Raw genomic sequence first — 21561 nt, forward strand, 5'->3', positions numbered from 1 at the left:
AAGATATGGGTGATTAGCTCAGTTGGTAGAGCATCTCCCTTACAAGGAGGGGGTCGGCGGTTCGAGCCCGTCATCACCCACCATATCTTAGTCAGATGACACTCTTGTGAAGCAGTACCGAAGTGGGTGATTAGCTCAGTTGGTAGAGCATCTCCCTTACAAGGAGGGGGTCGGCGGTTCGAGCCCGTCATCACCCACCACTTCGGGTCGTTAGCTCAGTTGGTAGAGCAGTTGACTTTTAATCAATTGGTCGCAGGTTCGAATCCTGCACGACCCACCAAATTCAGAGAAAAGCGCCCTTAGGGCGCTTTTTTCGTTTCTGCGCGCCGCAGTCGCTGGTGCAGGATGAGAACCTGCGCAGGTTCGACTGAATCGCCGGGAGCGATTCAGGCTGATGCGTCAGCATCACCCGCAGGGCAAGGCCCGGGATGGGCCGCGGCATATCCTGCACGACCCACCAGATTCAGAGAAAAGCGCCCTCAGGGCGCTTTTTTCGTTTCTGCGCGCCGCAGTCGCTGGTGCAGGAGGAGAATCTGTCACCCTGCCCCATTATCCAAACCCTGCCATAACCTTTTCACAAACTTAACGTTTTGTGGCATCAAGTCCTGCCGCTGTGCTTCCGATAACAGAAAGGCACATTTGCAAGGAGATCATGATGACCACCATTTCCACCAGTACCGCGATTGGCAGCAGCAGTAGCAGCAGCACGTCGGGCAGCAGCAGCAGTGCAGACAGCAGCGCATCAAAAATTGCCAGCCTGACCAAGCAAATCGCCAGCCTGAATGATGAACTGAAAGATATCGCGAAAGATAAAAGCCTGACCGAGCGACAGCGCACGCAAAAACAGGAGTCTATCAACGCGCAAATCCAGATGCTGCAGGCGCAAATCAAACAGCTGCAGCAGCAGGAAAGCGAAAAAGCACAACAGAAGCAGGAGAAAAAAGACGTTGCTGAGATAAAAGCCGACGGCGTTAACCGTCCGACGGGTACCAACCAGATTAACGTTTACGTTTAAAAAGCCGGATTGCGCGAGCGATCCTGCGTCAGCAGCAGCGCCTGCTGACGCACTTCCTGCCAAATCGCTTCTGCCGCGGGCGTCAGCGAACGGTTCTTCCGCTTGATTAACATCAGGCTGCGATTAATTTCCGGATAGAGTCGCCGCACCGTCAGCCGGCGACCGGAAGGCAGCGGCAAGGCCAGCGCGGGCAAAATGCTGATACCAATTCCCGCTTCAACCATCGGGTACAGCGTGGCCGGATGCCCAATCTCCTGCACCACTTCCACATCTAGCGCCAGCTGCCGCAGAGCAGCATCCACCAGCACCCGGCTGCCTGAAGCGTAATCCTGCAACACCAGGCGACGCCCCGCCAGCATCGACCACTGCGCCTGTGCCACCTGCGCCAGTGCATCATCCTGATGGCACAGCAGCAAAAACGGCTCCTGTAAAATCTCTTCGCTGTCAAAATCCGCGTCATGCAGCGGCCCGATGACAATACCAAAATCGACTTCGGCGTTACGCACGCTCTGCAGCACCCACTGCTGAACGCGATCGTGCAGAATTACGCGAATCTCCGGATAGCGCTGCTGGCTGCTGGCCAGGCACTGGGGCATCAGATGGGCCGATGGCGTCTGACTGGCGGCCACGCGCACCGTGCCGCTGCGCTGCTCACCATAGCTGCGGATATCCTGCACGCTGGTGTTCAGCTCCTCCAGCAGGCGCTCCAGCCGCGTGGCCAGCTGCTGGCCGGCTTCGGTCAGCATCACCTCACGCGTTGTGCGATCCAGCAGACGTACGCCCATCTCCCCTTCCAGCTCTTTGATGCTGTGGCTGACCGCCGACTGACTCAAGCCAATGGCCTGTCCGGCCTGACTGAAGCTGCCATGCCGGGCCACTGCCACAAAGGTGCGTAACTGGCGCAATGTATAATTCATCGATTATGCTCATAGAATAATGCAATAAATCAATTTTATTTCTAAACCCGGCTGGCGCACAATCAGCAGCTGTTTCTTTTCATTTAACCGGATTTTAACAATGGGCTTTTTTCGACTCGACCCGATGATGATCAAACTCATCATCACCGTGCTGCTGGCCAGTTTTTTCCCGGCCAAAGGCGGCTTTGTCGACTTTTTCGAATACCTCACGACGGCGGCGATTGCCCTGCTGTTCTTCATGCATGGCGCAAAATTATCGCGCGATAAAATTATTGCCGGCAGCAGCCACTGGCGCCTGCATCTGTGGATTATGTGCAGCACGTTCGTTATTTTCCCGCTGCTGGGAATGCTGCTGGTGTGGTGGCATCCGGTAAACGTGAGTGCGGAAATTTATACCGGCTTCCTCTATTTATGCATCCTGCCGGCGACCGTGCAGTCCTCTATCGCCTTTACCTCAATGGCGGGCGGCAACGTGGCGGCAGCAGTATGCGCGGCTTCCGCTTCGAGCCTGCTGGGCGTGTTTGTTTCCCCGCTGCTGGTTAATCTGGTGATGAACGTGCACAGCAATGCGCCGGGCAACGGTCTGGAGCAGATTGGCAAAATCATGCTGCAGCTGCTGGTTCCCTTTGTGATTGGGCACCTGTCACGCCGCTGGATTGGCGGCTGGGTGGAAAAGCATCGCAGCCTGATAGGTAAAACCGATCAGACATCGATTCTGCTGGTGGTGTATTCGGCGTTCAGTGAAGCAGTGGTGAATGGCATCTGGCATCGCGTCGGCGTCGATACGCTGCTGTGGATCCTGGCGGGCAGCGTGCTGATCCTGTTTATCGCCCTGCTGATTAACGTCAGCGCTTCACGCCTGTTTGGTTTCAGCCGTGCCGATGAAATTGTGGTGCTGTTCTGCGGTTCGAAAAAGAGCCTGGCGAACGGTGTGCCGATGGCAAATATTCTGTTCCCGGCCAGCGCAGTGGGGATCATTGTCCTGCCGCTGATGATTTTCCACCAGGTTCAGCTGATGATTTGTTCGTTCATTGCGCAGCGCTATAAAGCCGGCAATGAAAAGATTCTGGCGAAGCAGCCGGCAGAAGCACAGAAGTCATAAATTATCAGGCCCGCATCCGCGGGCCTGCTTTTATAGCGAACGCCTGAGCGGCTTCACCAGCGCCTGCAGCCCTTCTGTTTTAATCGCCAGCGTCAGCTGCATCAGTTCGCCCAGCTTACCGGCCGGAAATTCGTTTTTACGCGCGAACCACAGCAGGTACTCTTCAGGCAGATCAATCAGCATGCGTCCTTTGTATTTACCAAACGGCATTGCCGTGTTGGCAATCTCAACCAGCTGCTGCTTATCCATCTCAGGCTCCGAGCAGGCGAATCATCTCGGCTTCGTCAATCACCGCAATGCCCAGCTCCTGCGCTTTAGCCAGCTTGGAGCCGGCGGCTTCCCCGGCGATCAGCAGATCGGTTTTCTTTGAGACGCTGCCGCTGACTTTTGCTCCCAGCGCTGTCAGCCGGGCTTTGGCGTCATCGCGGTTCATCTGTGACAGCGAACCGGTCAGCACCACGGTTTTGCCGGCAAACGGGCTGTCGATCTCTTCTGCCTTCACCGCCACGACCTGCGGCCAGTGGATGCCTGCCTCCTCCGTCAGCTGGCGAATGACTTCGCGGTTGCTCTCTTCTTCCATGAAGTTACGCACGTGGGCGGCCACCACTTTACCCACATCCTGCACCGCAATCAGCGCCTCCAGATCGGCGTCCATGACCTTTTGCAGATCGCCAAAATGGTTGGCCAGGTTAGCCGCTGTGGCCTCACCCACTTCGCGGATACCCAGCGCATAAAGGAAACGTGGCAGCGTGGTCAGCTTCGCTTTTTCCAGCGCATCGACGATGTTCTGTGCCGATTTCGGCCCCATGCGATCCAATCCGGTCAGCTTCCCGGCGGTCAGGCGGAACAGGTCCGCCGGCGTTTTGACATACTCTTTTTCCACCAGCTGGTCGATAATCTTGTCGCCCATGCCATCCACGTCCATCGCGCGGCGGGAAACAAAATGCTTGAGCGCCTCTTTACGCTGCGCGCCGCAAATCAGGCCGCCGGTGCAGCGCGTGACCGCTTCGCCCTCGACGCGCTCTACATCTGAACCACACACCGGGCAATGGCTGGGGAAAACAATCTCACGCGTGTCCTGCGGGCGTTCCGATTCCACCACGTTAACCACCTGCGGGATCACATCACCGGCGCGGCGGATCACCACTTTATCGCCGATGCGCAGGCCAAGACGCGCAACTTCATCGGCGTTATGCAGCGTCGCGTTACTGACCACCACGCCGGCGACCTGCACCGGTTCCAGTCGGGCTACCGGCGTGATCGCGCCGGTGCGTCCAACCTGAAACTCCACGTCGCGCACCACCGTCATCTGCTCCTGCGCCGGAAATTTAAATGCCACGGCCCAGCGCGGCGCGCGGGCGACAAAGCCCAGCTGCGCCTGCTGCGCTGAAGAGTCAACTTTGATCACCACGCCATCAATATCGAAGCCGAGCGACGGGCGATCCTGCTCAACCTGGCGGTAGAACGCCAGTACCTCTTCGGCGGTATGCACCAGACGGATCCGATCGCTTACCGGCAACCCCCACGCCCTGAACTGCTGCAGACGCTGCCAGTGACTGCCGGGCATTTCCCCGCCTTCCAGCAGGCCAAAACCGTAGCAGAAAAAGGTCAGTGGACGCTTCGCCGTAATGCGCGGATCGAGCTGACGCAGCGAGCCGGCCGCCGCATTGCGCGGGTTGGCAAAGACTTTACCGCCGGTGCGACGCGCTTCCTCATTGAGCTTTTCAAAGCCGCTTTGCGTCATAAACACTTCACCCCGTACTTCGAGGCGCGCCGGAATGTTATCGCCCTGCAACCGCAGCGGAATGGCGTAAATGGTGCGGACGTTGGCGGTGATGTTCTCACCGGTAGTGCCATCACCGCGCGTGGCGGCACGCACCAGCAGTCCGTTTTCATACAGCAGGCTGACGGCAAGGCCATCCAGTTTCAGCTCACAGCAGTAGGTGAGTTCATCACTGCTTTTCAGGCGATCCTGCACACGCTTGTTGAAGGCCAGAAAACCGGCTTCGTCAAAGGTATTGTCGAGAGAGAGCATCGGCACTTCATGGCGCACCTGCTCAAAGGTGGTGAGCGGCGCGGCACCGACGCGCTGAGTGGGCGAATCCGGCGTAATCAAATCCGGATGCGCCTGCTCCAGTTCACGCAGCTGCGCCATCAACCGGTCGTATTCGGCGTCCGGAATTTCCGGCGCATCCATCACGTGATAAAGATATTCGTGGTGACGTAACGAGGTACGCAGTGCGGTGATGTGCTCCTGAACCGATTTCATACTGTCTCATCCGATAAAAAACCCCCGACTAGCGGGGGTTTAGTTAATGTTGTTCGCTATCAGCCGCGTTTAGCCAATAACCTCACGAATACGCGCTTTGTAGGTTTCCAGCTTCTGCGGCGTCATCATGCGCCGTTCATCATCCAGTACCACGCCGCCGACATCGTCAGCGATGCGCTGCGCCGACTGCAGCATCAGCTTGAAGTTCTGATTCGCGTCACCATACGACGGCACCATCATAAAGATGGAGATGCCCGGGGTGGTGAAATCCCCCATCTCATCCGGATTGAACGAACCTGGTTTTACCATATTCGCCAGGCTGAACAGCACCGGGCCGCTGCCGGCAGGGCTGAGATGGCGATGGAAAATGTTCATCTCGCCGAACTGGAATCCTGCCTGCAGAATGCCCTGCAACAGCGCTTCGCCGTTCAGAACCCCCCCGGCGTGGGCAGCCACATGCAGCACCAGTACCGCTTCTTTTTTACTGCCGGGTGCAGCGGGCTGCTGCGGTGCAGCTTCGCTCGCGCGCGGCGCGGGAGCGTGCTGCAGGTCATCCGGCTCTTCAGCGGCTGCAAACTCAGGCGCAGGCTGGATGGCAGAAAGGGGATCGTTATCCAGTAGCGGATCGGCCTGCACCGGCTGCGGCTGGGGAACGGGTTGCGGCTGCGGGGCTGGCTGCGCTGCAGGTGCCGGCTGAGGTGGCATTGGCTGCGGCTTCGGCTGCGGCGCGGGCTGCTGCGGCTCGTTATCCAGAAGCGGATCGCCGGTAAAGGACGTTTCCTGGCGCGGGAACGGCTGACGTGGCGCATCCGGCTTACGCGGAGCGGCCGGTTTCGCTACAGGCGCATCAAAGTGTGGCGCATCGTCGGCATCGTGATGACGGCGGACCCGCACCTCACCGACGCCGTCGTCCTCCTCGCTCAGCAGATCATCCTCTGCCTCTTCGCGCTGTTTCAGACGTTTGTGCGGGCGATCGCGAAACACAGAAGAGCGCTCTTTACGGCTGGTCCACAGTCCGTGAAGAAGCAGCGCTATTATGGCGATCGCGCCAACAACGATTAATATCAGACGCAAATCCTGCATCATTGTATTCTCTGTTGTTCCAATACCTTGCCACCACGGCAAACTTTATCCTCTAACTGTATTTGCCCTGCTACACAAGTGCAAGCCTGTGCAGTATTTTCTGACAAATAAGATAGCTGCCCCACGCTTTTTTGCTGTTTTTTCGCGCAAAGTGCGCCTGCCACCGATAAAAAGCCAGGTTATGATGTTTGCGCCGCTACATTCAGGAGAAAGGCCCGTTATGACCGCACAGCATGCAGTCTCATCATTCAATGGTATTCACTACTTTGCCGAAGGCTGGAAGCTGGTACGCCTGCCCGGTATTCGCCGCTACGTCATCGTCCCGCTGCTGGTCAATATGCTGCTGCTGGGTGGCGCCTTCCTCTGGCTGTTTCAGCGGCTGGGGGAATGGATTCCGGCCCTGATGACGCACGTCCCCGCCTGGCTGCAGTGGCTGAGCTATCTGCTGTGGCCGCTGTCGGTGATCTCCATCGTGCTGGTGTTCAGCTATTTCTTTTCTACTATTGCCAACTGGATTGCCGCGCCGTTTTGCGGCTTGCTGGCGGAGCAATTAGAGGGGCGCCTTACCGGCAAACCGCTGCCCGACAGCGGCTGGGCCAGCATGCTGAAAGACATCCCGCGCATCATGAAACGGGAATTACAGAAGCTTGGCTACTATTTACCGCGCGCGCTGGGGTTGCTGCTGCTGTACTTTGTTCCCGGGTTCGGGCAGACGGTTGCGCCGGTGCTGTGGTTTCTGTTCAGTGCCTGGATGCTCTCCGTGCAGTATTGCGACTATCCGTTTGATAACCACAAAGTGAGCTTCCCGCAGATGCGAACCGCGCTGCGGCAGCATAAAACTGCCAACATGCAATTTGGTGCCATGGTCAGTCTGTTCACCATGATCCCGATAGTGAACCTGGCAATCATGCCGGTTGCGGTATGCGGTGCCACCGCGATGTGGGTCGATCGCTATCGCACCCAGCACGCCCGCCATCGTTAAAGCATCACGCCGCCTTATGCATTTTTGTGCAAGGCTTATGGTTGCAGGCTATATAGATATACGATTTCTTTCCTTCCGCGCCGGGTCAGAACAGGTATGCTCTGAGGGTTCCCAATATTTCATACAGTTAAGGACGGGCTATGAGTAAGATCTATGAAGACAACTCGCTGACTATCGGTCATACGCCGCTGGTTCGACTGAACCGCATCGGTAATGGACGCATTCTGGCGAAGGTCGAGTCGCGTAACCCGAGCTTCAGCGTCAAATGCCGCATCGGTGCCAATATGATTTGGGATGCAGAAAAACGCGGAATTCTGAAGCCGGGCGTAGAGCTGGTTGAGCCCACCAGCGGCAACACCGGTATCGCGCTGGCCTATGTCGCCGCCGCGCGCGGCTACAAGCTGACGCTGACCATGCCGGAAACCATGTCCATTGAGCGTCGCAAGCTGCTGAAGGCGCTGGGTGCTAATCTGGTGCTGACCGAAGGGCCAAAAGGCATGAAAGGCGCTATCGCTAAAGCCGAAGAGATCGTGGCCAGCAATCCGGACAAATTCGTTCTGCTGCAGCAGTTCAGCAACCCGGCCAATCCGGAAATCCATGAAAAGACTACCGGTCCGGAGATCTGGGAAGATACCGATGGCGCAGTGGATGTGTTTATCGCCGGTGTCGGCACCGGCGGTACCCTGACCGGGGTGAGCCGTTACATTAAAAATACCAAAGGCAAGAAAGAGCTGATCACTGTCGCGGTAGAACCCACCGACTCCCCGGTTATCGCGCAGGCGATGGCGGGTGAAGAGATCAAACCCGGCCCGCACAAAATTCAGGGCATCGGCGCAGGCTTTATTCCGGGTAACCTTGATCTGCAACTGGTCGATCGCGTGGTCGCGATCACCAATGACGAAGCCATTAATACCGCACGCCAGCTGATGGAAGAAGAAGGCATTCTGGCCGGTATCTCTTCCGGTGCTGCCGTCGCAGCTGCACTGAAGCTGCAGGAAGATGAAGCCTTTGCCAACAAGACGATTGTTGTGATCCTGCCCTCTTCCGGCGAACGTTACCTCAGTACCGCGCTGTTTGCCGATCTGTTCACGGAAAAAGAGCTCCAGCAGTAACGGCGGCACAGTCCGAAAATGCCGAAAAAAGCACCCGGACGGGTGCTTTTTTGTGGTGCAGATCTCACTTTCATCACCCGGCAGATTGATTTCAGTGATACGGCTCTGGTATTTAAGCTCCCAATTATTTCGGTGCCTGAAATTAATCCGCCTTTGAAGTGGATCAAGCTGAATCGATTTACTGATTTGGTGGAACGGCGAATCACGGCATAATTACCTGCGTGGCACATCAGTTCAGTTTTTGATCTGCCCACATTGACGGATTCAAGCGCATTTTTTGGTCAGCGTGATGCCACACCAGCGCACCTGCAGAGGCTAAAGTGACGGCTCCAGGCTAGACTTTAGATCCATAACACCAAACCTGATAAAGTTGGGGAAACAGCATGTTCCAGCAAGAAGTTACCATTACCGCACCTAACGGCCTGCATACCCGCCCTGCCGCTCAGTTCGTTAAAGAAGCCAAGGCTTTCCAGTCAGAAATCACTGTTACCTCTAATGGCAAATCCGCCAGCGCAAAAAGCCTGTTCAAGCTGCAGACGCTGGGTCTGACCCAGGGCACAGTGGTGACGCTGTCTGCTGAAGGTGAAGATGAGCAGCAGGCTGTTGAGCACCTGGTCAAGCTGATGGCTGAGCTGGAGTAATTCCGCTCAGGCACGCAAGTAAACCGACTCCTTTGCCCCATTGAGTGCAAATATCTTGATCGCGGACAACCTGTCCGCGTTATTGCTTCCTTAGAGTACTACTCCGCGACAGTGGCAACGCATTGGGTCAATGAGCCATCGTGATTAAAAGGTAGGGTTATGATTTCAGGCATTTTAGCATCACCGGGTATCGCTTTCGGCAAAGCACTGCTGCTGAAGGAAGACGAGATCGTCATCAACCGCAAAAAGATTTCTGACGATCAGGTTGAGCAGGAAGTGGCGCGCTTCCTTGAAGGCCGCAGCAAAGCCGCTGAACAGCTTGAAGCGATCCGTATCAAAGCCGGTGAAACCTTCGGTGAAGAGAAAGCGGCGATCTTTGAAGGCCACATCATGCTGCTCGAAGACGAAGAGCTTGAGCAGGAAATCATCGACCTGATTAAAAAAGATCACTTAACCGCTGACGCCGCTGCCTATTCCGTGGTTGACGGTCAGGCCAAAGCGCTGGAAGAACTCGACGACGAGTATCTGAAGGAGCGTGCTGCTGACGTACGTGACATTGGCAAGCGCCTGCTGCAAAACATCCTCGGCCTGCATATCGTTGACCTGAGCGCGATTGCCGACGAATCCATTCTGGTGGCCAAAGATTTAACGCCATCCGAAACCGCTCAGCTGAACCTGAAAAAGGTGCTGGGCTTCATTACCGATCTGGGTGGCCGCACTTCACACACCTCGATCATGGCGCGTTCCCTGGAGCTGCCTGCGATTGTCGGCACCGGTAACGTCACCGCCACCGTTAAGAACGGTGATTTCCTGATTCTGGATGGCGTGAACAACAAAATTTACGTCAACCCGACGGACGACGTACAGGAAGAGCTGAAAGCGATTCAGACGCAGTATCTGTCCGAAAAACACGAGCTGGCGAAGCTGAAAGATCTGCCGGCGATTACGCTGGATGGGCATCAGGTCGAAGTCTGCGCCAACATCGGTACCGTGCGTGATGTGGCGGGTGCCGAGCGCAACGGCGCAGAAGGCGTGGGTCTCTACCGCACTGAATTCCTGTTCATGGATCGTGATTCGCTGCCCACGGAAGAAGAGCAGTTCCAGGCTTATAAAGCGGTGGCGGAAGCAATGGGCTCCCAGGCCGTTATCGTCCGTACCATGGACATCGGCGGTGATAAAGATCTGCCGTACATGAACCTGCCGAAAGAAGAGAACCCGTTCCTCGGCTGGCGTGCCATCCGCATCGCGATGGATCGTAAAGAGATCCTGCACGCTCAGCTGCGCGCGATCCTGCGTGCCTCTTCGTTTGGCAAACTGCGCATTATGTTCCCGATGATCATCTCGGTTGAAGAAGTGCGTTTCCTCAAGGCCGAGCTGGAGACGCTGAAAGCACAGCTGCGCGAAGAGGGTAAAGCGTTCGATGAGTCCATTGAAGTGGGCATCATGGTAGAAACGCCGGCGTCGGCAGTGATTGCCCGCCATCTGGCGAAAGAAGTCGACTTCTTTAGTATTGGGACAAACGACCTGACGCAGTATACTCTGGCAGTCGATCGTGGTAATGATTTGATTTCACACCTCTATAACCCAATGACGCCGTCTGTACTGGGCCTCATTAAGCAAGTGATCGACGCATCACATGCCGAAGGGAAATGGACCGGCATGTGTGGTGAGCTGGCGGGTGATGAACGTGCTACACTACTGTTACTGGGAATGGGGCTGGACGAATTCAGCATGAGTGCCATTTCAATCCCGAGCATCAAGAAAATCATTCGTAATACCAATTTCGAAGATGCGAAGGCTTTGGCAGAGCAGGCTCTGGCTCAACCCACAGCGGAAGATTTGATGAACCTGGTCAACAAGTTCATCAAAGAAAAAACGCTCTGCTGATCCACGAGACGCTGGCCCCAAATTACTGCTTAGGAGAAGATCATGGGTTTGTTTTCTAAACTTTTTGGCGAAAAATCAGAGAGCGCGTCAGGGACTATTGATATCGTTGCGCCTCTGTCAGGCGAAATCGTGAATATCGAAGACGTACCTGATGTGGTTTTTGCGGAGAAAATCGTCGGTGATGGTATCGCGATCAAACCGTCCGGCAACAAAATGGTTGCCCCGGTAGATGGCACCATCGGCAAGATTTTTGAAACTAACCATGCTTTCTCAATCGAGTCTGATAACGGTATCGAGCTGTTTGTTCACTTCGGTATCGATACGGTTGAACTCAAAGGCGAAGGCTTCAAACGCATCGCTGAAGAAGGCCAGAAAGTGAAAAAAGGCGACGTGGTCATTGAATTTGATCTGCCACTGCTGGAAGAGAAAGCCAAATCGACACTGACTCCGGTGGTGATCTCGAACATGGACGAGATCAAAGAGCTGACTAAACTCTCCGGTCAGGTTACCGTGGGCGAAACCCCGGTTATCCGCATCAGAAAATAAGCAGCATCTGCAGCATAGAAAACGGCACCCGGCGGGTGCCGTTTTTGTTTCGCCTGCCGTCCGATCGGGTGAGATGTTTAACGCTGCTGCCAGCGCGGCAGCCGCAGCGTCAGTTCCAGACCGCCTTCCGGCCGGTTCACCGCCTGCACTTCGCCGTGGTGCGCCAGAATCACCTTCCGCACAATCGACAATCCCAGCCCGTAGCCTTTGCCCATCAGCGGCGAATTCACGCGCACAAAGGGATCGAAAATGCTGGAGAGCTTCTCCTCGTCCACGCCTGGCCCCTGGTCACGCACGCGGATCGCCAGCCACTGATTTTCTGCCTGCAGGCGCACGCTGATATGCTGACCCTGATGCGAAAAACGCAGCGCGTTGCGCAGTACGTTCTCCACCCCGCGCCGAATCAGTTCTGCATTGCCACGCACGGTATAGTCTTCCTGCTCATCCACCTGGAAATCGATATGCACGCCGGGGATCTGCGCTTCATAGCGCACATCGGTTACCACCGCCTGCAGCAGACCGGTCAGATCAAAATATTGTTCCCCCGGCATGCTCTCATGCTCAGCGCGGGAAAGCGTCAGCAGCTCGCCAATCATCTTATCGAGCCGCCGCGCCTCTTCATCAATGCGATTAAGAGAAGCGGCCACGGATTCCGGCGTCTGGCGCGCCAGACCGGTCGCCAGCTGCAGACGCGCCAGCGGCGAACGCAGCTCATGGGAGATATCATGCAGCAGCTCTTCGCGCGCTTTAACCAGCGTGTCCAGCCGTTCCACCATGGCATCAAAATCCTGCGCCACGCTGGAGAGTTCATCATGGCGTTTACGCATTACCGGATAGAGCCGCACCGAGAGATCGCCGCGGGAGACGCGGGCAAACCCTTCACGCAGCTGGCGCATCGGCCGGGTCAGGTTCCACGCCAGCAGCAGGCTGAACAGCAGCCCCAGCGCGCCGGCAAAGGTAAACATCGGTTCCGGAATATTGAGGATACGTCGCTGATGCCCCCCGCCCATGGAACTGTCTTCGCGCAGTCCTTTGACGTCGTAGCGCAGCTCGTAGGTTTTGCTGTCCGCGCCTTTCACCCAGCGCACAATCACATCCGGAAAAGGCCCGTGAAACGGCTGGCTGAAGGTTTCCGGCGGCGCATTGACCGGGCTGGTGAGCGGTTTATCATGCTGAATGACCGAGAAAAACTGCCGATCGTTCGGCTCCCAGTCGGCCATCATGTCATCCAGCGCGGCCGGCCCGCCGCGCGCCAGTACCGACACGGCAGAGGCCATCTGCAGGTTCACAATACGGCGAATGGCCACAATCTCCGGCGGCTCATGCCGGTTGCCAGAAAGGGTAAACCCCAGCCACAGCAGCTGGCTGATAATCAGAAACACAATCCAGAAGCCCAGCAGAATCTTCCAGAACATGCGCCCACGATAGCTGTGTTTCATCGAATGCGGTAACCGATACTGCGCACCGTCTCAATGTTGATGCTGTCGGCGGTCAGCGCCGCCAGTTTCTGGCGAATGTTGCTGATGTGCACATCCACGCTGCGATCGTAGGCTTCCCGCGGGCGGCCCAGCCCTTTCTCGGAGAGTTCATCTTTGGAGACCACACGGTCCGGCGCGCGCAGCAGCAGGTCCAGCAGGTTAAATTCGGATGCTGTCAGGTCGAACGCTTTACCCTGCCATTCCGTTATGCGCGTGGCCGGGTTCAGCGTCAGATCGCCCCAGCGCAGCGTCTCTTTTTTATCCGGCACCGGTGCCTGATCTTCAAACCGACGCAGCACCGCACGCAGGCGCGCCACCAGCTCGCGCGGGTAGCACGGCTTCGGCACATAATCGTCTGCGCCCATCTCCAGCCCAATCACGCGATCGATATTGTCGCCTTTGGCGGTCAGCATAATCACCGGTAAACGGCTGTTCTGCCGTACCTGACGCAGCACGTCGATCCCGCTCATATCCGGCAGCATGATGTCGAGGATCATCGCGGTATAGTGGCCGGAGAGCGCGCCCTCAATGCCAGCGCTGCCGGTTAAAACCAGTTGCGTTTCAAAACCTTCCGCAATCAGGTACTGGCTCAGCATGGTGCCAAGCTCCACATCATCGTCAACAAGCAGAATTTTCATTGTCATCTCTCGTACAAAATTGCCGCTATTCTGGCCTGAGTGGACACGGAACGCAGCCGGTTTTACGCGATCCTTACAGTGCGTGTCGCCGGGGCCGCTCAGGGAGACTATAGACAAAAATGGCCCGCACGCCGCAGGAAACGACGCACAGGCCATCGCCGGTTATGGCGGAGAGATCAGTGGTACACGCCGGTAGAGAGGTAACGATCGCCGCGATCGCAGACAATCGCCACCACGATGCTGCCGGGTTGTGCCGCTGCGATGCGCAGTGCGCCGGCCACGGCGCCGCCGGAGCTGACGCCGCAGAAAATGCCTTCACGCCGGGCCAGCGCGCGCATGGTCTCTTCAGCTTCCTGCTGGGCCATATCCATCACCTCATCCACCAGTTCAGGCCGGAAAATGCCGGGCAGATAGGCCGCGGGCCAGCGCCGGATGCCCGGGATGCTGCTGCCCTCCTGCGGCTGCAGGCCAATCACCCGGACCTGTGGCGCATGCTCTTTCAGATAGCGCCCGACGCCGCTGATGGTGCCGGTGGTACCCATGCTGGAGACAAAATGGGTCATGCGGCCGTGGCTCTGCTGCCAGATTTCCGGTCCGGTTGTCAGATAGTGGCCAAGCGGATTATCCGGATTATTAAACTGATCGAGCACCCGGCCCTCGCCGCGCTCTGCCATCGCCTGCGCCAGATCGCGCGCGCCCTCCATGCCCTGCTCGCGCGATACCAGCACCAGTTCTGCGCCGTAGGCGCGCATAGCATCCTGGCGTTCCTGGCTCATGTTTTCCGGCATCAGCAGACGCAGCCTGTAGCCTTTCATCGCTGCAATCATTGCCAGCGCAATACCGGTGTTGCCGCTGGTGGCTTCAATCAGCCGATCGCCAGGCTGGATGTCACCGCGTAATTCCGCCTGATGAATCATTGACCAGGCCGCGCGGTCTTTGACTGAACCCGCCGGGTTGTTGCCCTCCAGCTTAAGCCAGATTTCGCTGCCGTTGTCAGGCGTCAGGCGTTGCAACCTGATCAGCGGCGTATTGCCGATGGTGTTTTCCAGAGTGGTCACGGTGTCAGTCCAGGGGAAAGAGAGGCAAATAAATCGGGCGGGAAAATCCCGCCCGAAGGAGTGACAAAAATATCAGGCGCTCTCGGCAAAGGCAACCGGACGCAGCGGCGTGGTGCCGTGATAGAGACGCGCCTGCTGCAGGCCGACAAACAGCCGTTCGCCGCGCGCCGGGGCGGTGTGTTCGCCGGCGTACACCACCGAAAAGGCCTCGCCATGCCAGCCCGTCGGCTGTACCACCAGCTGCCAGAAGTGACCGCGCGGGCTGATCTCCAGCACCTGAACCGGCAGCGGGGTTTCAAGGCTGCTCTGGCGTGAAACATCCACTTCCCACGGACGCAGGAACAGCTCAACCTCGCCCTGATGCGCTGGCGTATAGCCCAGCGGCCAGCGGTGAGCGGCAACGTGGAATTGTGAACCGTGCACCTCGCCGTCGAAACGGTTAACTTCGCCGAGGAACTCCAGCACAAAGCGCGTGGCCGGCTCGCGCCACACGTCGTCCGGCGAGCCAACCTGCTCAATGTTCCCCTGGCTCATGACCACGACGCTGTCCGCCACTTCCATCGCTTCTTCCTGGTCGTGCGTGACAAAGACACTGGTGAACTTCAGCTCTTCATGCAGCTGACGCAGCCAGCGGCGCAGCTCTTTACGTACCTGCGCATCCAGCGCGCCAAAGGGTTCATCCAGCAGCAGAATCTGCGGTTCTACCGCCAGCGCGCGCGCCAGGGCTACACGCTGCTTCTGACCGCCGGAGAGCTGGGCCGGATAGCGGTTAGCCAGATGCGCCAGCTGCACCATCTCCAGCAGACGCGTTACGCGCCGCTGAATTTCGGCCCTGTTCGGACGCTCGCGGCGCGGCAGCACCGTCAGGCCAAAGGCGATGTTGTCGAACACCGTCATGTGGCGAAACAGCGCATAATGCTGGAACACAAAGCCAACCTGACGGTCACGCGCATGGATGCGGCTGACATCTTTACCGTGGAACGAAATCTGCCCGCTGTTCTGATGCTCCAGTCCGGCGATGATGCGCAGCAGCGTGGTTTTACCGGAGCCGGAAGGTCCGAGCAGCGCCACCATCTTGCCGGAAGGAATATCCAGAGAGATATCGTTCAGCACCGGCGTCCGGCCGAATGCTTTATTAATGTGTTTAATCTCAATGCTCATGATTTTCCTCCTGTTGGCGCTTCAGCTGATGCTCTAATCGCCACTGCACCACGCTTTTCAGAAACAGCGTCACAATTGCCATCAGGGTCAGCAGCGCGGCAGCGGTAAACGCGCCTACGGTGTTGTAATCCTGATGCAGTAATTCAACCTGCAGCGGTAAGGTGTAGGTCTCACCGCGAATCGAACCCGATACCACTGACACCGCGCCAAATTCGCCAATCGCGCGTGCGTTGGTCAGCACCACGCCGTACAGCAGCGCCCAGCGAATGTTCGGCAGCGTCACACGGCGGAACATCTGCCAGCCGGACGCGCCCAGCAGAACGGCGGCTTCATCTTCATTACTGCCCTGGCTCAGCATCACCGGCACCAGCTCACGCACCACAAACGGACAGGTGACGAAAATGGTCGCCAGCACGATCCCCGGCCAGGAGAACATAATCTGGATGCTGTGGGCGTCCAGCCAGCCACCGGCCGGACCATTGACGCCCCAGAACAGCAGATACATCAGCCCTGCCACCACCGGCGAGACCGCAAACGGAATATCAAACAGCGTCAGCAGCAGCTGGCGACCGGGGAAGGTAAAGCGCGTCACCAGCCAGGCCAGCAGCGTGCCAAACACCAGGTTGACCGGCACGGTGATCAGCGCGACCAGCACCGTCATCCAGATAGCGTGCAGCATGTCGCCATCCTGCAGGTTACTGAAGGTCTGGCCGATGCCCTGGCTGAGCGCCTCCCAGAAAATAGAAATCATCGGCACCACCAGCAGCAGCACCGACACCAGCGCGCCGATACCAATCAGCAGCCATTTGGCCTTGCTTGCCGGCTGATGCGCCGCGTGGTTGATCTGTGAAACCTCGGCCATCAGTGGCCTCCTAAACGACGGCCAAAGCGGCTTTGCAGGGTGTTAATGGCAAACAGCAGCAGCAGCGATGCGGCGAGGATCACCGAGGCGATGGCGCTGGCGGCCGGATAGTCAAACTCCTGCAGACGCACAAAAATCATCAGCGACGTCACTTCCGTTTTCCAGGCAATGTTACCGGCGATAAAGATCACCGCACCAAACTCGCCCAGGCTGCGGGTAAACGACAGCGCCGTACCGGCCAGCAGCGCCGGCGCCACTTCAGGCAGCACTACGCGGCGGAAACTCTGCCACGGTGTCGCGCCCAGCGTCTCAGCGGCTTCTTCATATTCCGGCCCCAGCTCTTCCAGCACCGGCTGTACGGTACGCACCACAAACGGGATGCTGGTAAAAGCCATAGCGACTGCAATGCCCAGCCAGGTATAAGAGACTTTGATATCAAAGTGCGCCAGCCACTGACCGTACCAGCCATTCACGGAAAACAGCCCGGCCAGCGTCAGACCGGCAACGGCGGTAGGCAGCGCAAACGGCAGATCCATCAGGCCGTCCAGCAGCGTGCGTCCCGGGAAGCGATAGCGGGTAAGGATCCACGCCATCAGCATGCCGAACAGCGCATTAAACAGCGAAGCCACCCCGGCAGACAGCAGCGTCACTTTATAGGCGGCGACCAGCTGCGGGTTGGTGATGACTTCCCAGTACTGCGCCAGCGTCATCTGCGACAGCTGCATCAGCAGCGCGCTGATCGGCAGCAGCAAAATCAGGCAGGTAAACAGCAGGCTGGTGCCCAGGCTGATTCCAAAGCCGGGCAGCACGCGTTTCTGTGCAGAGGCCAGCATCATTTGCGCCCCGCTGCCAGCAGCTTGTCCAGCTCACCGCCGCTGACAAAATGCGTTTTCATGACCGCATCCCAGCCGCCAAAGGTGTCGCTGACGTTAAACAGCGCGGTCTGCGGAAAACGCGCCTGCTGTGCGGCCATCAGCTGCGGGTTATTCACGCGATAGTAGTATTGCGTCATGATCTTCTGCGCTTCCGGCGTATAGAGGTAATTCAGATAGGCTTTGGCTGCCTCAGCGGTGCCGTTGTGCGCGACATTCCTGTCCACCCAGGCGACGGGGAACTCGGCCAGAATATTGGTGGCAGGCACAATCACCTCGAAGTCCTCTTTGCCGTACTGATTACGGATGGTGTTCACTTCGGATTCAAAGCTGATCAGCACATCGCCCAGCCCGCGCTCGGCGAAGGTGGTGGTGGCGCCGCGGCCGCCGGTGTCAAACACCTCCACGTTTTTCAGGAACTGCGCCATCCAGGCTTCCGTTTTCGCTTTATCGCCGCCGTCAGCTTTGTCCGCTGCGCCCCACGCCGCCAGATAGGTATAGCGACCGTTGCCGGAGGTTTTGGGATTCGGGAAAATCAGCCGTACGCCATCGCGAGCCAGATCCTGCCAGTCGTGGATCTGCTTTGGATTACCTTTGCGCACCAGGAACGCCATGGTGGAGTAAAACGGCGAGCTGTTATTGGGCAGGCGGCTTTGCCAGTCAGCCGCAATCAGGTTGCCTTTATCATGCAGCACCTGCACATCGGTCACCTGATTGTACGTCACGACGTCCGCGCGCAATCCCTGCAGGATCGCCAGCGCCTGTTTTGATGAACCGGCATGCGATTGCTTAATGGTGAGTTTATCGCCCGGATGGGCGGCGTCCCACTGCTGCTCGAACGGTGCGTTCAGGGCGACAAACAGCTCACGTGACACATCATACGAGCTGTTCAGCAGCTCCGTTGCCTGTGCCGACGTAGCGAACGCCAGCGACAGCGCGATACCGCCAAGCCATGTTTTCGAAACCGGAAGTGTCATGCTGCATCCTGAAAAGGGGGAACGCGAGTGCCATCAGATGCAGCCAGTTTATTGATAACTCCGGGCAAAACAGTAACGGTTTTATATATCGTTTAGGGATTTCAAAGTCTAAAAAGGCATAAGCGCGCGGCGAAGGTTATGCGGCTGGCGGCAATGGAAAAGGATGCTAAGGACCGGGCACGCCAGGCAGCGGCACCCTCTGCACGCGCGGTGATCGGGCCGGCTGCCGCAGAGGCACGCCGCGCAATGCAGCGTGCGGGTTCAGGGGCAGGAAAATGACGCGCCGGCGGGCTTAGCGCTGCCAGATAATCGCGCTGATTGTCCAGTTTTTCAGCGTTTCGTCTGCCGGCATCAGCCCGGCTGGCCCGTGCCATTCGCCGTGGTAAAGGTAAGCGATATGCTCGCTGCCGGGCGCACGGCATTCAACATCGCGCGTATCAAGTCCCGCCACCATTTTGCAGTTATCAAACGCCTTGCTGAATTTGTCGCTGAAGCGGTCGCCAATTTTGCTGCCATCGGCGCTTTGCGCGCTGGCATCCCTGGCCTCAATACGTTCCACACTGCTTTTACCGCTGATGACCAGCTTCACGCTGCCGTCATCCAGCGCCTGCCAGAAATCTTCCACCTGGCCGTTCTGCGTGCGCATGCCCTGACGCAGCTGATAGTCATTATTCAGCGCACGGCTGATGGCAGATTCCGACATCGGCGTGCTGCCGTTCAGGCCGGCAACGCCCTGCTCGGTCACGGTCAGGGTGCCACCAAACCAGCTGAACGGGTTAAGGGCAGACCAGTGATAGCTGAGTGGGTTATACCAGTGACTCTCCTGCGCACTGGCAGAAGAAGAAGAACCTGAACTGGCGCAGCCCGCCAGCAGTAATGCACTGACCAGCAGGGCGGGACGAACAACTTTCATGCTTACTCCTTGATCTTTTGTGCCGGTTGGCGTGCCTGTTGGAGTCGCAATCCGGCAAAAAGTTTAGATGTTTTGCCGGGCGGGATGAAAGCAGTCGCGCAGCCGCTGCCAGCGTTGCAGGCCTGTCAGCGCCAGCAGGTCAAACAGCAGCAGCAACACGGGCAGCGGCGAATCCGCCTGCTCACCCTGCCACAGCGCAGCGCCCTGCCACAGCAGGCTCAGCAGCAGCGAGGCGCTGAGCAGGTAGCGCCAGCCCTGCCACAGACGCGGCCAGCGCTGGCGATAGCCGGTCAGCAGCAGGCCAGCGGCGGCCGGCACGCCCAGTCCAAGCCCAAGCCAGAAGCTCTGCCTGTCGGGATAGAACAGCGCCAGCAGATCGCTGCCCTGCTGGCGTGACGCCCCGGCCATCAGCAGCAGCAGCCAGGTGCGCGCCTGCAGCAGCAGAATCAGCCAGAAAAGAAACGGCAGCCGCAGCTGCCCTTTCGCATCGTATTCTTCCGGTGGGTATTTCAGCGCGTGCACCGGAAACTCAGTATTCGCGATCTTCGATCAGCCGCTTGCCGAGCAGCACGGAATCCACCGGCTCGTAATCGAGCTTTTCATAAAAAGCGACCACCTGATCGTTTTCTTCACGCACCATCAGATTGATTTTCGGGCAGCCGCGCGCAATCAGCTTTTTCTCCAGCCGGTTCATCAGCGCATTGGCGAAACCGCGCCCCTGATAATCAGGATGCACGGCAAGGTAGTAAACGGAACCGCGATGGCCATCGTAACCCCCCATCAGCGTGCCCACCACTTCGCCGCCCACTTCCGCCACCAGGAACAGTTCCGGGTCGTGGTTCATTTTGCGTTCAATATCCAGTTCCGGATCGTTCCACGGACGTAACAGATCGCACCGCTCCCAGAGCGTGATCACTTCTTCAAAATCTTCCTGGCGGAATGAGCGAATTTCCATTGGTGTTACCCTGCTGTTTAGCACAATTCGCTGATTATCACGCATTCTTTGCCAGGCGCAACCCTCACGCTGTGCAACGGTGGAAAAAAACGGCGAAATGGCTGTTAGCGGGCTGAAATACAAAGTAAAGACCTGAAATGATTGCAGGGTCGCCGGGCGTGCAGGGTTAGGCTATAACACGGGGCAGGTTTAGCTGTCAGGGACACTTACATGAACACGATTTCACTGCTGAAACGGCTCACTAACCGCCGTCAGCTGATTCTTTCCGGGCTGGCACTGGCCATCCTCTCGCCGCGTGCCGTGCAGGCGCAGGAGACGCAGGTATCATCGCGCCCGCACGCGACACCGCCCCGCCCGTCGGCCAGCGGCAAACGTATCGTCATGATCGATCCCGGCCATGGCGGCATTGATTCCGGCGCAGTGGGTCAGGAAGGTGCCGAAGAGAAGCACATTGTGCTGGAGATCGCCCACACCGTACGTACGCTGCTGCAGGATCACCCGAAAGTGGAAGTGCGTCTGACGCGCGACAGCGACCATTTTATTCCACTCTACCAGCGCGTGGAGATTGCACATCAGCATGGTGCCAGCCTGTTTATGTCCATTCACGCCGACGGCTATACCAGTCCCGAGGCTAACGGGGCTTCAGTGTTTGCGCTGTCAAACCGCGGCGCCAGCAGCGCCATGGCGCGCTATATGTCGCAGCGTGAAAACGATGCGGATAAGGTGGGCGGCGTTAACGTGCAGGAGAAGGATAACTACCTGAACCAGATCCTGTTTGACCTGGTGCAGACGGATACCATCCGCAACAGCCTGACGCTGGGCAAGCATGTGCTGGATCAAATCCGTCCGGTGCACCATCTGCATAGCCAGCATACCGAGCAGGCCGCGTTTGCCGTACTAAAATCCCCGTCGATTCCTTCAGTGCTGGTTGAGACCTCCTTTATTACTAACCCGCGAGAGGAGCAGCTGCTCGGCACCCGCGCCTTCCGCCAGAAAATCGCCAGCGCCATTGCTGACGGCATCGTGAATTACTTTGCTGAGGCCGATCGGCGCCAGGCATAGCCCGGCAACTGTGCTAGAATCGCGGCATATT

Annotated in this window: 23 protein-coding genes, 3 tRNA genes and 1 other RNA gene; 13 read left to right on the top strand and 14 right to left on the bottom strand. The window is 57.8% G+C overall.

Features of this window, described 5'->3' with window-relative positions; translation table 11 throughout:
* The first annotated feature begins 7 nt into the window (after positions 1-7).
* The 5 genes from D8B20_RS12205 to D8B20_RS12225 all read left to right on the top strand — a co-directional run bounded on the left by D8B20_RS12205 (position 8) and on the right by D8B20_RS12225 (position 1015).
* Positions 8-83: transfer RNA gene (locus tag D8B20_RS12205), tRNA-Val, on the top strand.
* A 41-nt stretch (positions 84-124) separates the two neighbouring features.
* Positions 125-200: transfer RNA gene (locus D8B20_RS12210), tRNA-Val, on the top strand.
* Positions 201-204: 4 nt separating this feature from the next.
* Positions 205-280, top strand: a tRNA-Lys gene (locus D8B20_RS12215).
* A gap of 44 nt (positions 281-324) precedes the next feature.
* Positions 325-460: non-coding RNA, RtT sRNA (locus D8B20_RS12220), on the top strand.
* A 192-nt stretch (positions 461-652) separates the two neighbouring features.
* Positions 653-1015 (top strand): FlxA-like family protein, encoded by a 363-nt coding sequence (locus D8B20_RS12225; protein ID WP_315901031.1) that lies wholly within the window; start codon positions 653-655, stop codon positions 1013-1015.
* Here D8B20_RS12225 and D8B20_RS12230 read toward each other — a convergent pair.
* Positions 1012-1932 carry a LysR family transcriptional regulator gene (locus tag D8B20_RS12230; RefSeq protein ID WP_145889126.1) on the bottom strand — a complete coding sequence of 307 codons (921 nt, stop codon included), beginning with the start codon at positions 1930-1932 and terminating at the stop codon, positions 1012-1014. The genes D8B20_RS12225 and D8B20_RS12230 overlap by 4 nt on opposite strands.
* 100 nt (positions 1933-2032) lie before the next feature.
* On the opposite strand from D8B20_RS12230, the gene D8B20_RS12235 reads away from it, so the two are divergent.
* Positions 2033-3034, top strand: coding sequence for a bile acid:sodium symporter family protein (locus tag D8B20_RS12235; protein WP_145889127.1), 1002 nt, complete (start codon positions 2033-2035; stop codon positions 3032-3034).
* Between the two features lie 30 nt (positions 3035-3064).
* Here the strand turns inward: D8B20_RS12235 and D8B20_RS12240 are convergent, their stop codons facing one another.
* The 3 genes from D8B20_RS12240 to zipA form a co-directional block, all read right to left on the bottom strand.
* The gene (locus D8B20_RS12240; protein WP_145889128.1) at positions 3065-3283 is read right to left on the bottom strand and encodes a DUF3820 family protein; all 219 of its coding nucleotides are present in this window, start codon (positions 3281-3283) and stop codon (positions 3065-3067) included.
* 1 nt (position 3284) lies between these two features.
* Complete coding sequence (ligA, locus tag D8B20_RS12245) at positions 3285-5303, bottom strand: NAD-dependent DNA ligase LigA (RefSeq protein WP_145889129.1); 2019 nt, start codon at positions 5301-5303, stop codon at positions 3285-3287.
* A gap of 69 nt (positions 5304-5372) precedes the next feature.
* Entirely contained in the window at positions 5373-6389 is a 1017-nt protein-coding gene (zipA, locus tag D8B20_RS12250; protein ID WP_145889130.1) for a cell division protein ZipA, read from the bottom strand.
* A 217-nt stretch (positions 6390-6606) separates the two neighbouring features.
* On the opposite strand from zipA, the gene cysZ reads away from it, so the two are divergent.
* The 6 genes from cysZ to crr all read left to right on the top strand — a co-directional run bounded on the left by cysZ (position 6607) and on the right by crr (position 11554).
* The gene (gene cysZ, locus D8B20_RS12255) at positions 6607-7368 is read left to right on the top strand and encodes a sulfate transporter CysZ (protein ID WP_145889131.1); all 762 of its coding nucleotides are present in this window, start codon (positions 6607-6609) and stop codon (positions 7366-7368) included.
* Between the two features lie 140 nt (positions 7369-7508).
* On the top strand, positions 7509-8480 hold the full coding sequence (gene cysK / locus D8B20_RS12260) for a cysteine synthase A (RefSeq protein ID WP_145889132.1): 972 nt from the start codon (positions 7509-7511) through the stop codon (positions 8478-8480).
* An 18-nt stretch (positions 8481-8498) separates the two neighbouring features.
* On the top strand, positions 8499-8693 hold the full coding sequence (locus D8B20_RS12265) for a hypothetical protein (protein ID WP_145889133.1): 195 nt from the start codon (positions 8499-8501) through the stop codon (positions 8691-8693).
* 170 nt (positions 8694-8863) lie between these two features.
* Positions 8864-9121, top strand: a complete 258-nt coding sequence (gene ptsH / locus D8B20_RS12270) for a phosphocarrier protein Hpr (RefSeq protein ID WP_007889063.1) — start codon at positions 8864-8866, stop codon at positions 9119-9121.
* 159 nt (positions 9122-9280) lie between these two features.
* Positions 9281-11008, top strand: coding sequence for a phosphoenolpyruvate-protein phosphotransferase PtsI (ptsI, locus tag D8B20_RS12275; RefSeq protein WP_145889134.1), 1728 nt, complete (start codon positions 9281-9283; stop codon positions 11006-11008).
* A gap of 42 nt (positions 11009-11050) precedes the next feature.
* A complete protein-coding gene (gene crr, locus D8B20_RS12280; protein WP_145889135.1) occupies positions 11051-11554 on the top strand; it encodes a PTS glucose transporter subunit IIA in 504 nt (167 codons plus the stop codon).
* Between the two features lie 77 nt (positions 11555-11631).
* Here crr and D8B20_RS12285 read toward each other — a convergent pair whose 3' ends face one another.
* The 10 genes from D8B20_RS12285 to D8B20_RS12330 all read right to left on the bottom strand — a co-directional run bounded on the left by D8B20_RS12285 (position 11632) and on the right by D8B20_RS12330 (position 20468).
* Positions 11632-12993, bottom strand: a complete 1362-nt coding sequence (locus tag D8B20_RS12285) for an ATP-binding protein (RefSeq protein ID WP_145889136.1) — start codon at positions 12991-12993, stop codon at positions 11632-11634.
* Entirely contained in the window at positions 12990-13670 is a 681-nt protein-coding gene (locus tag D8B20_RS12290; RefSeq protein WP_145889137.1) for a response regulator transcription factor, read from the bottom strand. The genes D8B20_RS12285 and D8B20_RS12290 overlap by 4 nt, the downstream gene beginning before the upstream one ends.
* 176 nt (positions 13671-13846) lie before the next feature.
* Positions 13847-14728, bottom strand: a complete 882-nt coding sequence (gene cysM / locus D8B20_RS12295) for a cysteine synthase CysM (protein WP_145889138.1) — start codon at positions 14726-14728, stop codon at positions 13847-13849.
* A 72-nt stretch (positions 14729-14800) separates the two neighbouring features.
* Entirely contained in the window at positions 14801-15889 is a 1089-nt protein-coding gene (gene cysA / locus D8B20_RS12300) for a sulfate/thiosulfate ABC transporter ATP-binding protein CysA (RefSeq protein ID WP_145889139.1), read from the bottom strand.
* Positions 15879-16751, bottom strand: a complete 873-nt coding sequence (gene cysW / locus D8B20_RS12305; RefSeq protein WP_145889140.1) for a sulfate/thiosulfate ABC transporter permease CysW — start codon at positions 16749-16751, stop codon at positions 15879-15881. Before cysW ends, cysA begins: the two co-directional genes overlap by 11 nt.
* On the bottom strand, positions 16751-17584 hold the full coding sequence (gene cysT, locus D8B20_RS12310) for a sulfate/thiosulfate ABC transporter permease CysT (RefSeq protein WP_145890560.1): 834 nt from the start codon (positions 17582-17584) through the stop codon (positions 16751-16753). Before cysT ends, cysW begins: the two co-directional genes overlap by 1 nt.
* Positions 17584-18600 (bottom strand): sulfate ABC transporter substrate-binding protein, encoded by a 1017-nt coding sequence (locus D8B20_RS12315; protein WP_145889141.1) that lies wholly within the window; start codon positions 18598-18600, stop codon positions 17584-17586. The genes cysT and D8B20_RS12315 overlap by 1 nt, the downstream gene beginning before the upstream one ends.
* Before the next feature lie 292 nt (positions 18601-18892).
* Positions 18893-19513 (bottom strand): RpoE-regulated lipoprotein, encoded by a 621-nt coding sequence (locus D8B20_RS12320; RefSeq protein ID WP_145889142.1) that lies wholly within the window; start codon positions 19511-19513, stop codon positions 18893-18895.
* Between the two features lie 63 nt (positions 19514-19576).
* Positions 19577-20035, bottom strand: coding sequence for a DUF2919 domain-containing protein (locus D8B20_RS12325; RefSeq protein ID WP_145889143.1), 459 nt, complete (start codon positions 20033-20035; stop codon positions 19577-19579).
* Between the two features lie 7 nt (positions 20036-20042).
* Complete coding sequence (locus D8B20_RS12330; RefSeq protein ID WP_145889144.1) at positions 20043-20468, bottom strand: GNAT family acetyltransferase; 426 nt, start codon at positions 20466-20468, stop codon at positions 20043-20045.
* Positions 20469-20678: 210 nt separating this feature from the next.
* Here D8B20_RS12330 and amiA point away from each other — a divergent pair, with 210 nt between their 5' ends.
* The gene (amiA, locus tag D8B20_RS12335) at positions 20679-21530 is read left to right on the top strand and encodes an N-acetylmuramoyl-L-alanine amidase AmiA (protein WP_145889145.1); all 852 of its coding nucleotides are present in this window, start codon (positions 20679-20681) and stop codon (positions 21528-21530) included.
* Positions 21531-21561: the final 31 nt, after the last annotated feature.

It is taken from the genome of Candidatus Pantoea soli (genome assembly GCF_007833795.1).
Lineage (GTDB): Bacteria > Pseudomonadota > Gammaproteobacteria > Enterobacterales > Enterobacteriaceae > Pantoea > Pantoea soli.

Excerpts from the sequence above, each read along its gene's own strand:
- D8B20_RS12225 (WP_315901031.1), top strand. The coding sequence starts at position 653 with ATGATGACCACCATTTCCACCAGTACCGCGATTGGCAGCAGCAGTAGC.
- D8B20_RS12230 (WP_145889126.1), bottom strand. The coding sequence starts at position 1,932 with ATGAATTATACATTGCGCCAGTTACGCACCTTTGTGGCAGTGGCCCGG.
- D8B20_RS12235 (WP_145889127.1), top strand. The coding sequence starts at position 2,033 with ATGGGCTTTTTTCGACTCGACCCGATGATGATCAAACTCATCATCACC.
- D8B20_RS12240 (WP_145889128.1), bottom strand. The coding sequence starts at position 3,283 with ATGGATAAGCAGCAGCTGGTTGAGATTGCCAACACGGCAATGCCGTTT.
- ligA (WP_145889129.1), bottom strand. The coding sequence starts at position 5,303 with ATGAAATCGGTTCAGGAGCACATCACCGCACTGCGTACCTCGTTACGT.
- zipA (WP_145889130.1), bottom strand. The coding sequence starts at position 6,389 with ATGATGCAGGATTTGCGTCTGATATTAATCGTTGTTGGCGCGATCGCC.
- cysZ (WP_145889131.1), top strand. The coding sequence starts at position 6,607 with ATGACCGCACAGCATGCAGTCTCATCATTCAATGGTATTCACTACTTT.
- cysK (WP_145889132.1), top strand. The coding sequence starts at position 7,509 with ATGAGTAAGATCTATGAAGACAACTCGCTGACTATCGGTCATACGCCG.
- D8B20_RS12265 (WP_145889133.1), top strand. The coding sequence starts at position 8,499 with ATGCCGAAAAAAGCACCCGGACGGGTGCTTTTTTGTGGTGCAGATCTC.
- ptsH (WP_007889063.1), top strand. The coding sequence starts at position 8,864 with ATGTTCCAGCAAGAAGTTACCATTACCGCACCTAACGGCCTGCATACC.
- ptsI (WP_145889134.1), top strand. The coding sequence starts at position 9,281 with ATGATTTCAGGCATTTTAGCATCACCGGGTATCGCTTTCGGCAAAGCA.
- crr (WP_145889135.1), top strand. The coding sequence starts at position 11,051 with ATGGGTTTGTTTTCTAAACTTTTTGGCGAAAAATCAGAGAGCGCGTCA.
- D8B20_RS12285 (WP_145889136.1), bottom strand. The coding sequence starts at position 12,993 with ATGAAACACAGCTATCGTGGGCGCATGTTCTGGAAGATTCTGCTGGGC.
- D8B20_RS12290 (WP_145889137.1), bottom strand. The coding sequence starts at position 13,670 with ATGAAAATTCTGCTTGTTGACGATGATGTGGAGCTTGGCACCATGCTG.
- cysA (WP_145889139.1), bottom strand. The coding sequence starts at position 15,889 with ATGAGCATTGAGATTAAACACATTAATAAAGCATTCGGCCGGACGCCG.
- cysW (WP_145889140.1), bottom strand. The coding sequence starts at position 16,751 with ATGGCCGAGGTTTCACAGATCAACCACGCGGCGCATCAGCCGGCAAGC.
- cysT (WP_145890560.1), bottom strand. The coding sequence starts at position 17,584 with ATGCTGGCCTCTGCACAGAAACGCGTGCTGCCCGGCTTTGGAATCAGC.
- D8B20_RS12315 (WP_145889141.1), bottom strand. The coding sequence starts at position 18,600 with ATGACACTTCCGGTTTCGAAAACATGGCTTGGCGGTATCGCGCTGTCG.
- D8B20_RS12320 (WP_145889142.1), bottom strand. The coding sequence starts at position 19,513 with ATGAAAGTTGTTCGTCCCGCCCTGCTGGTCAGTGCATTACTGCTGGCG.
- D8B20_RS12330 (WP_145889144.1), bottom strand. The coding sequence starts at position 20,468 with ATGGAAATTCGCTCATTCCGCCAGGAAGATTTTGAAGAAGTGATCACG.
- amiA (WP_145889145.1), top strand. The coding sequence starts at position 20,679 with ATGAACACGATTTCACTGCTGAAACGGCTCACTAACCGCCGTCAGCTG.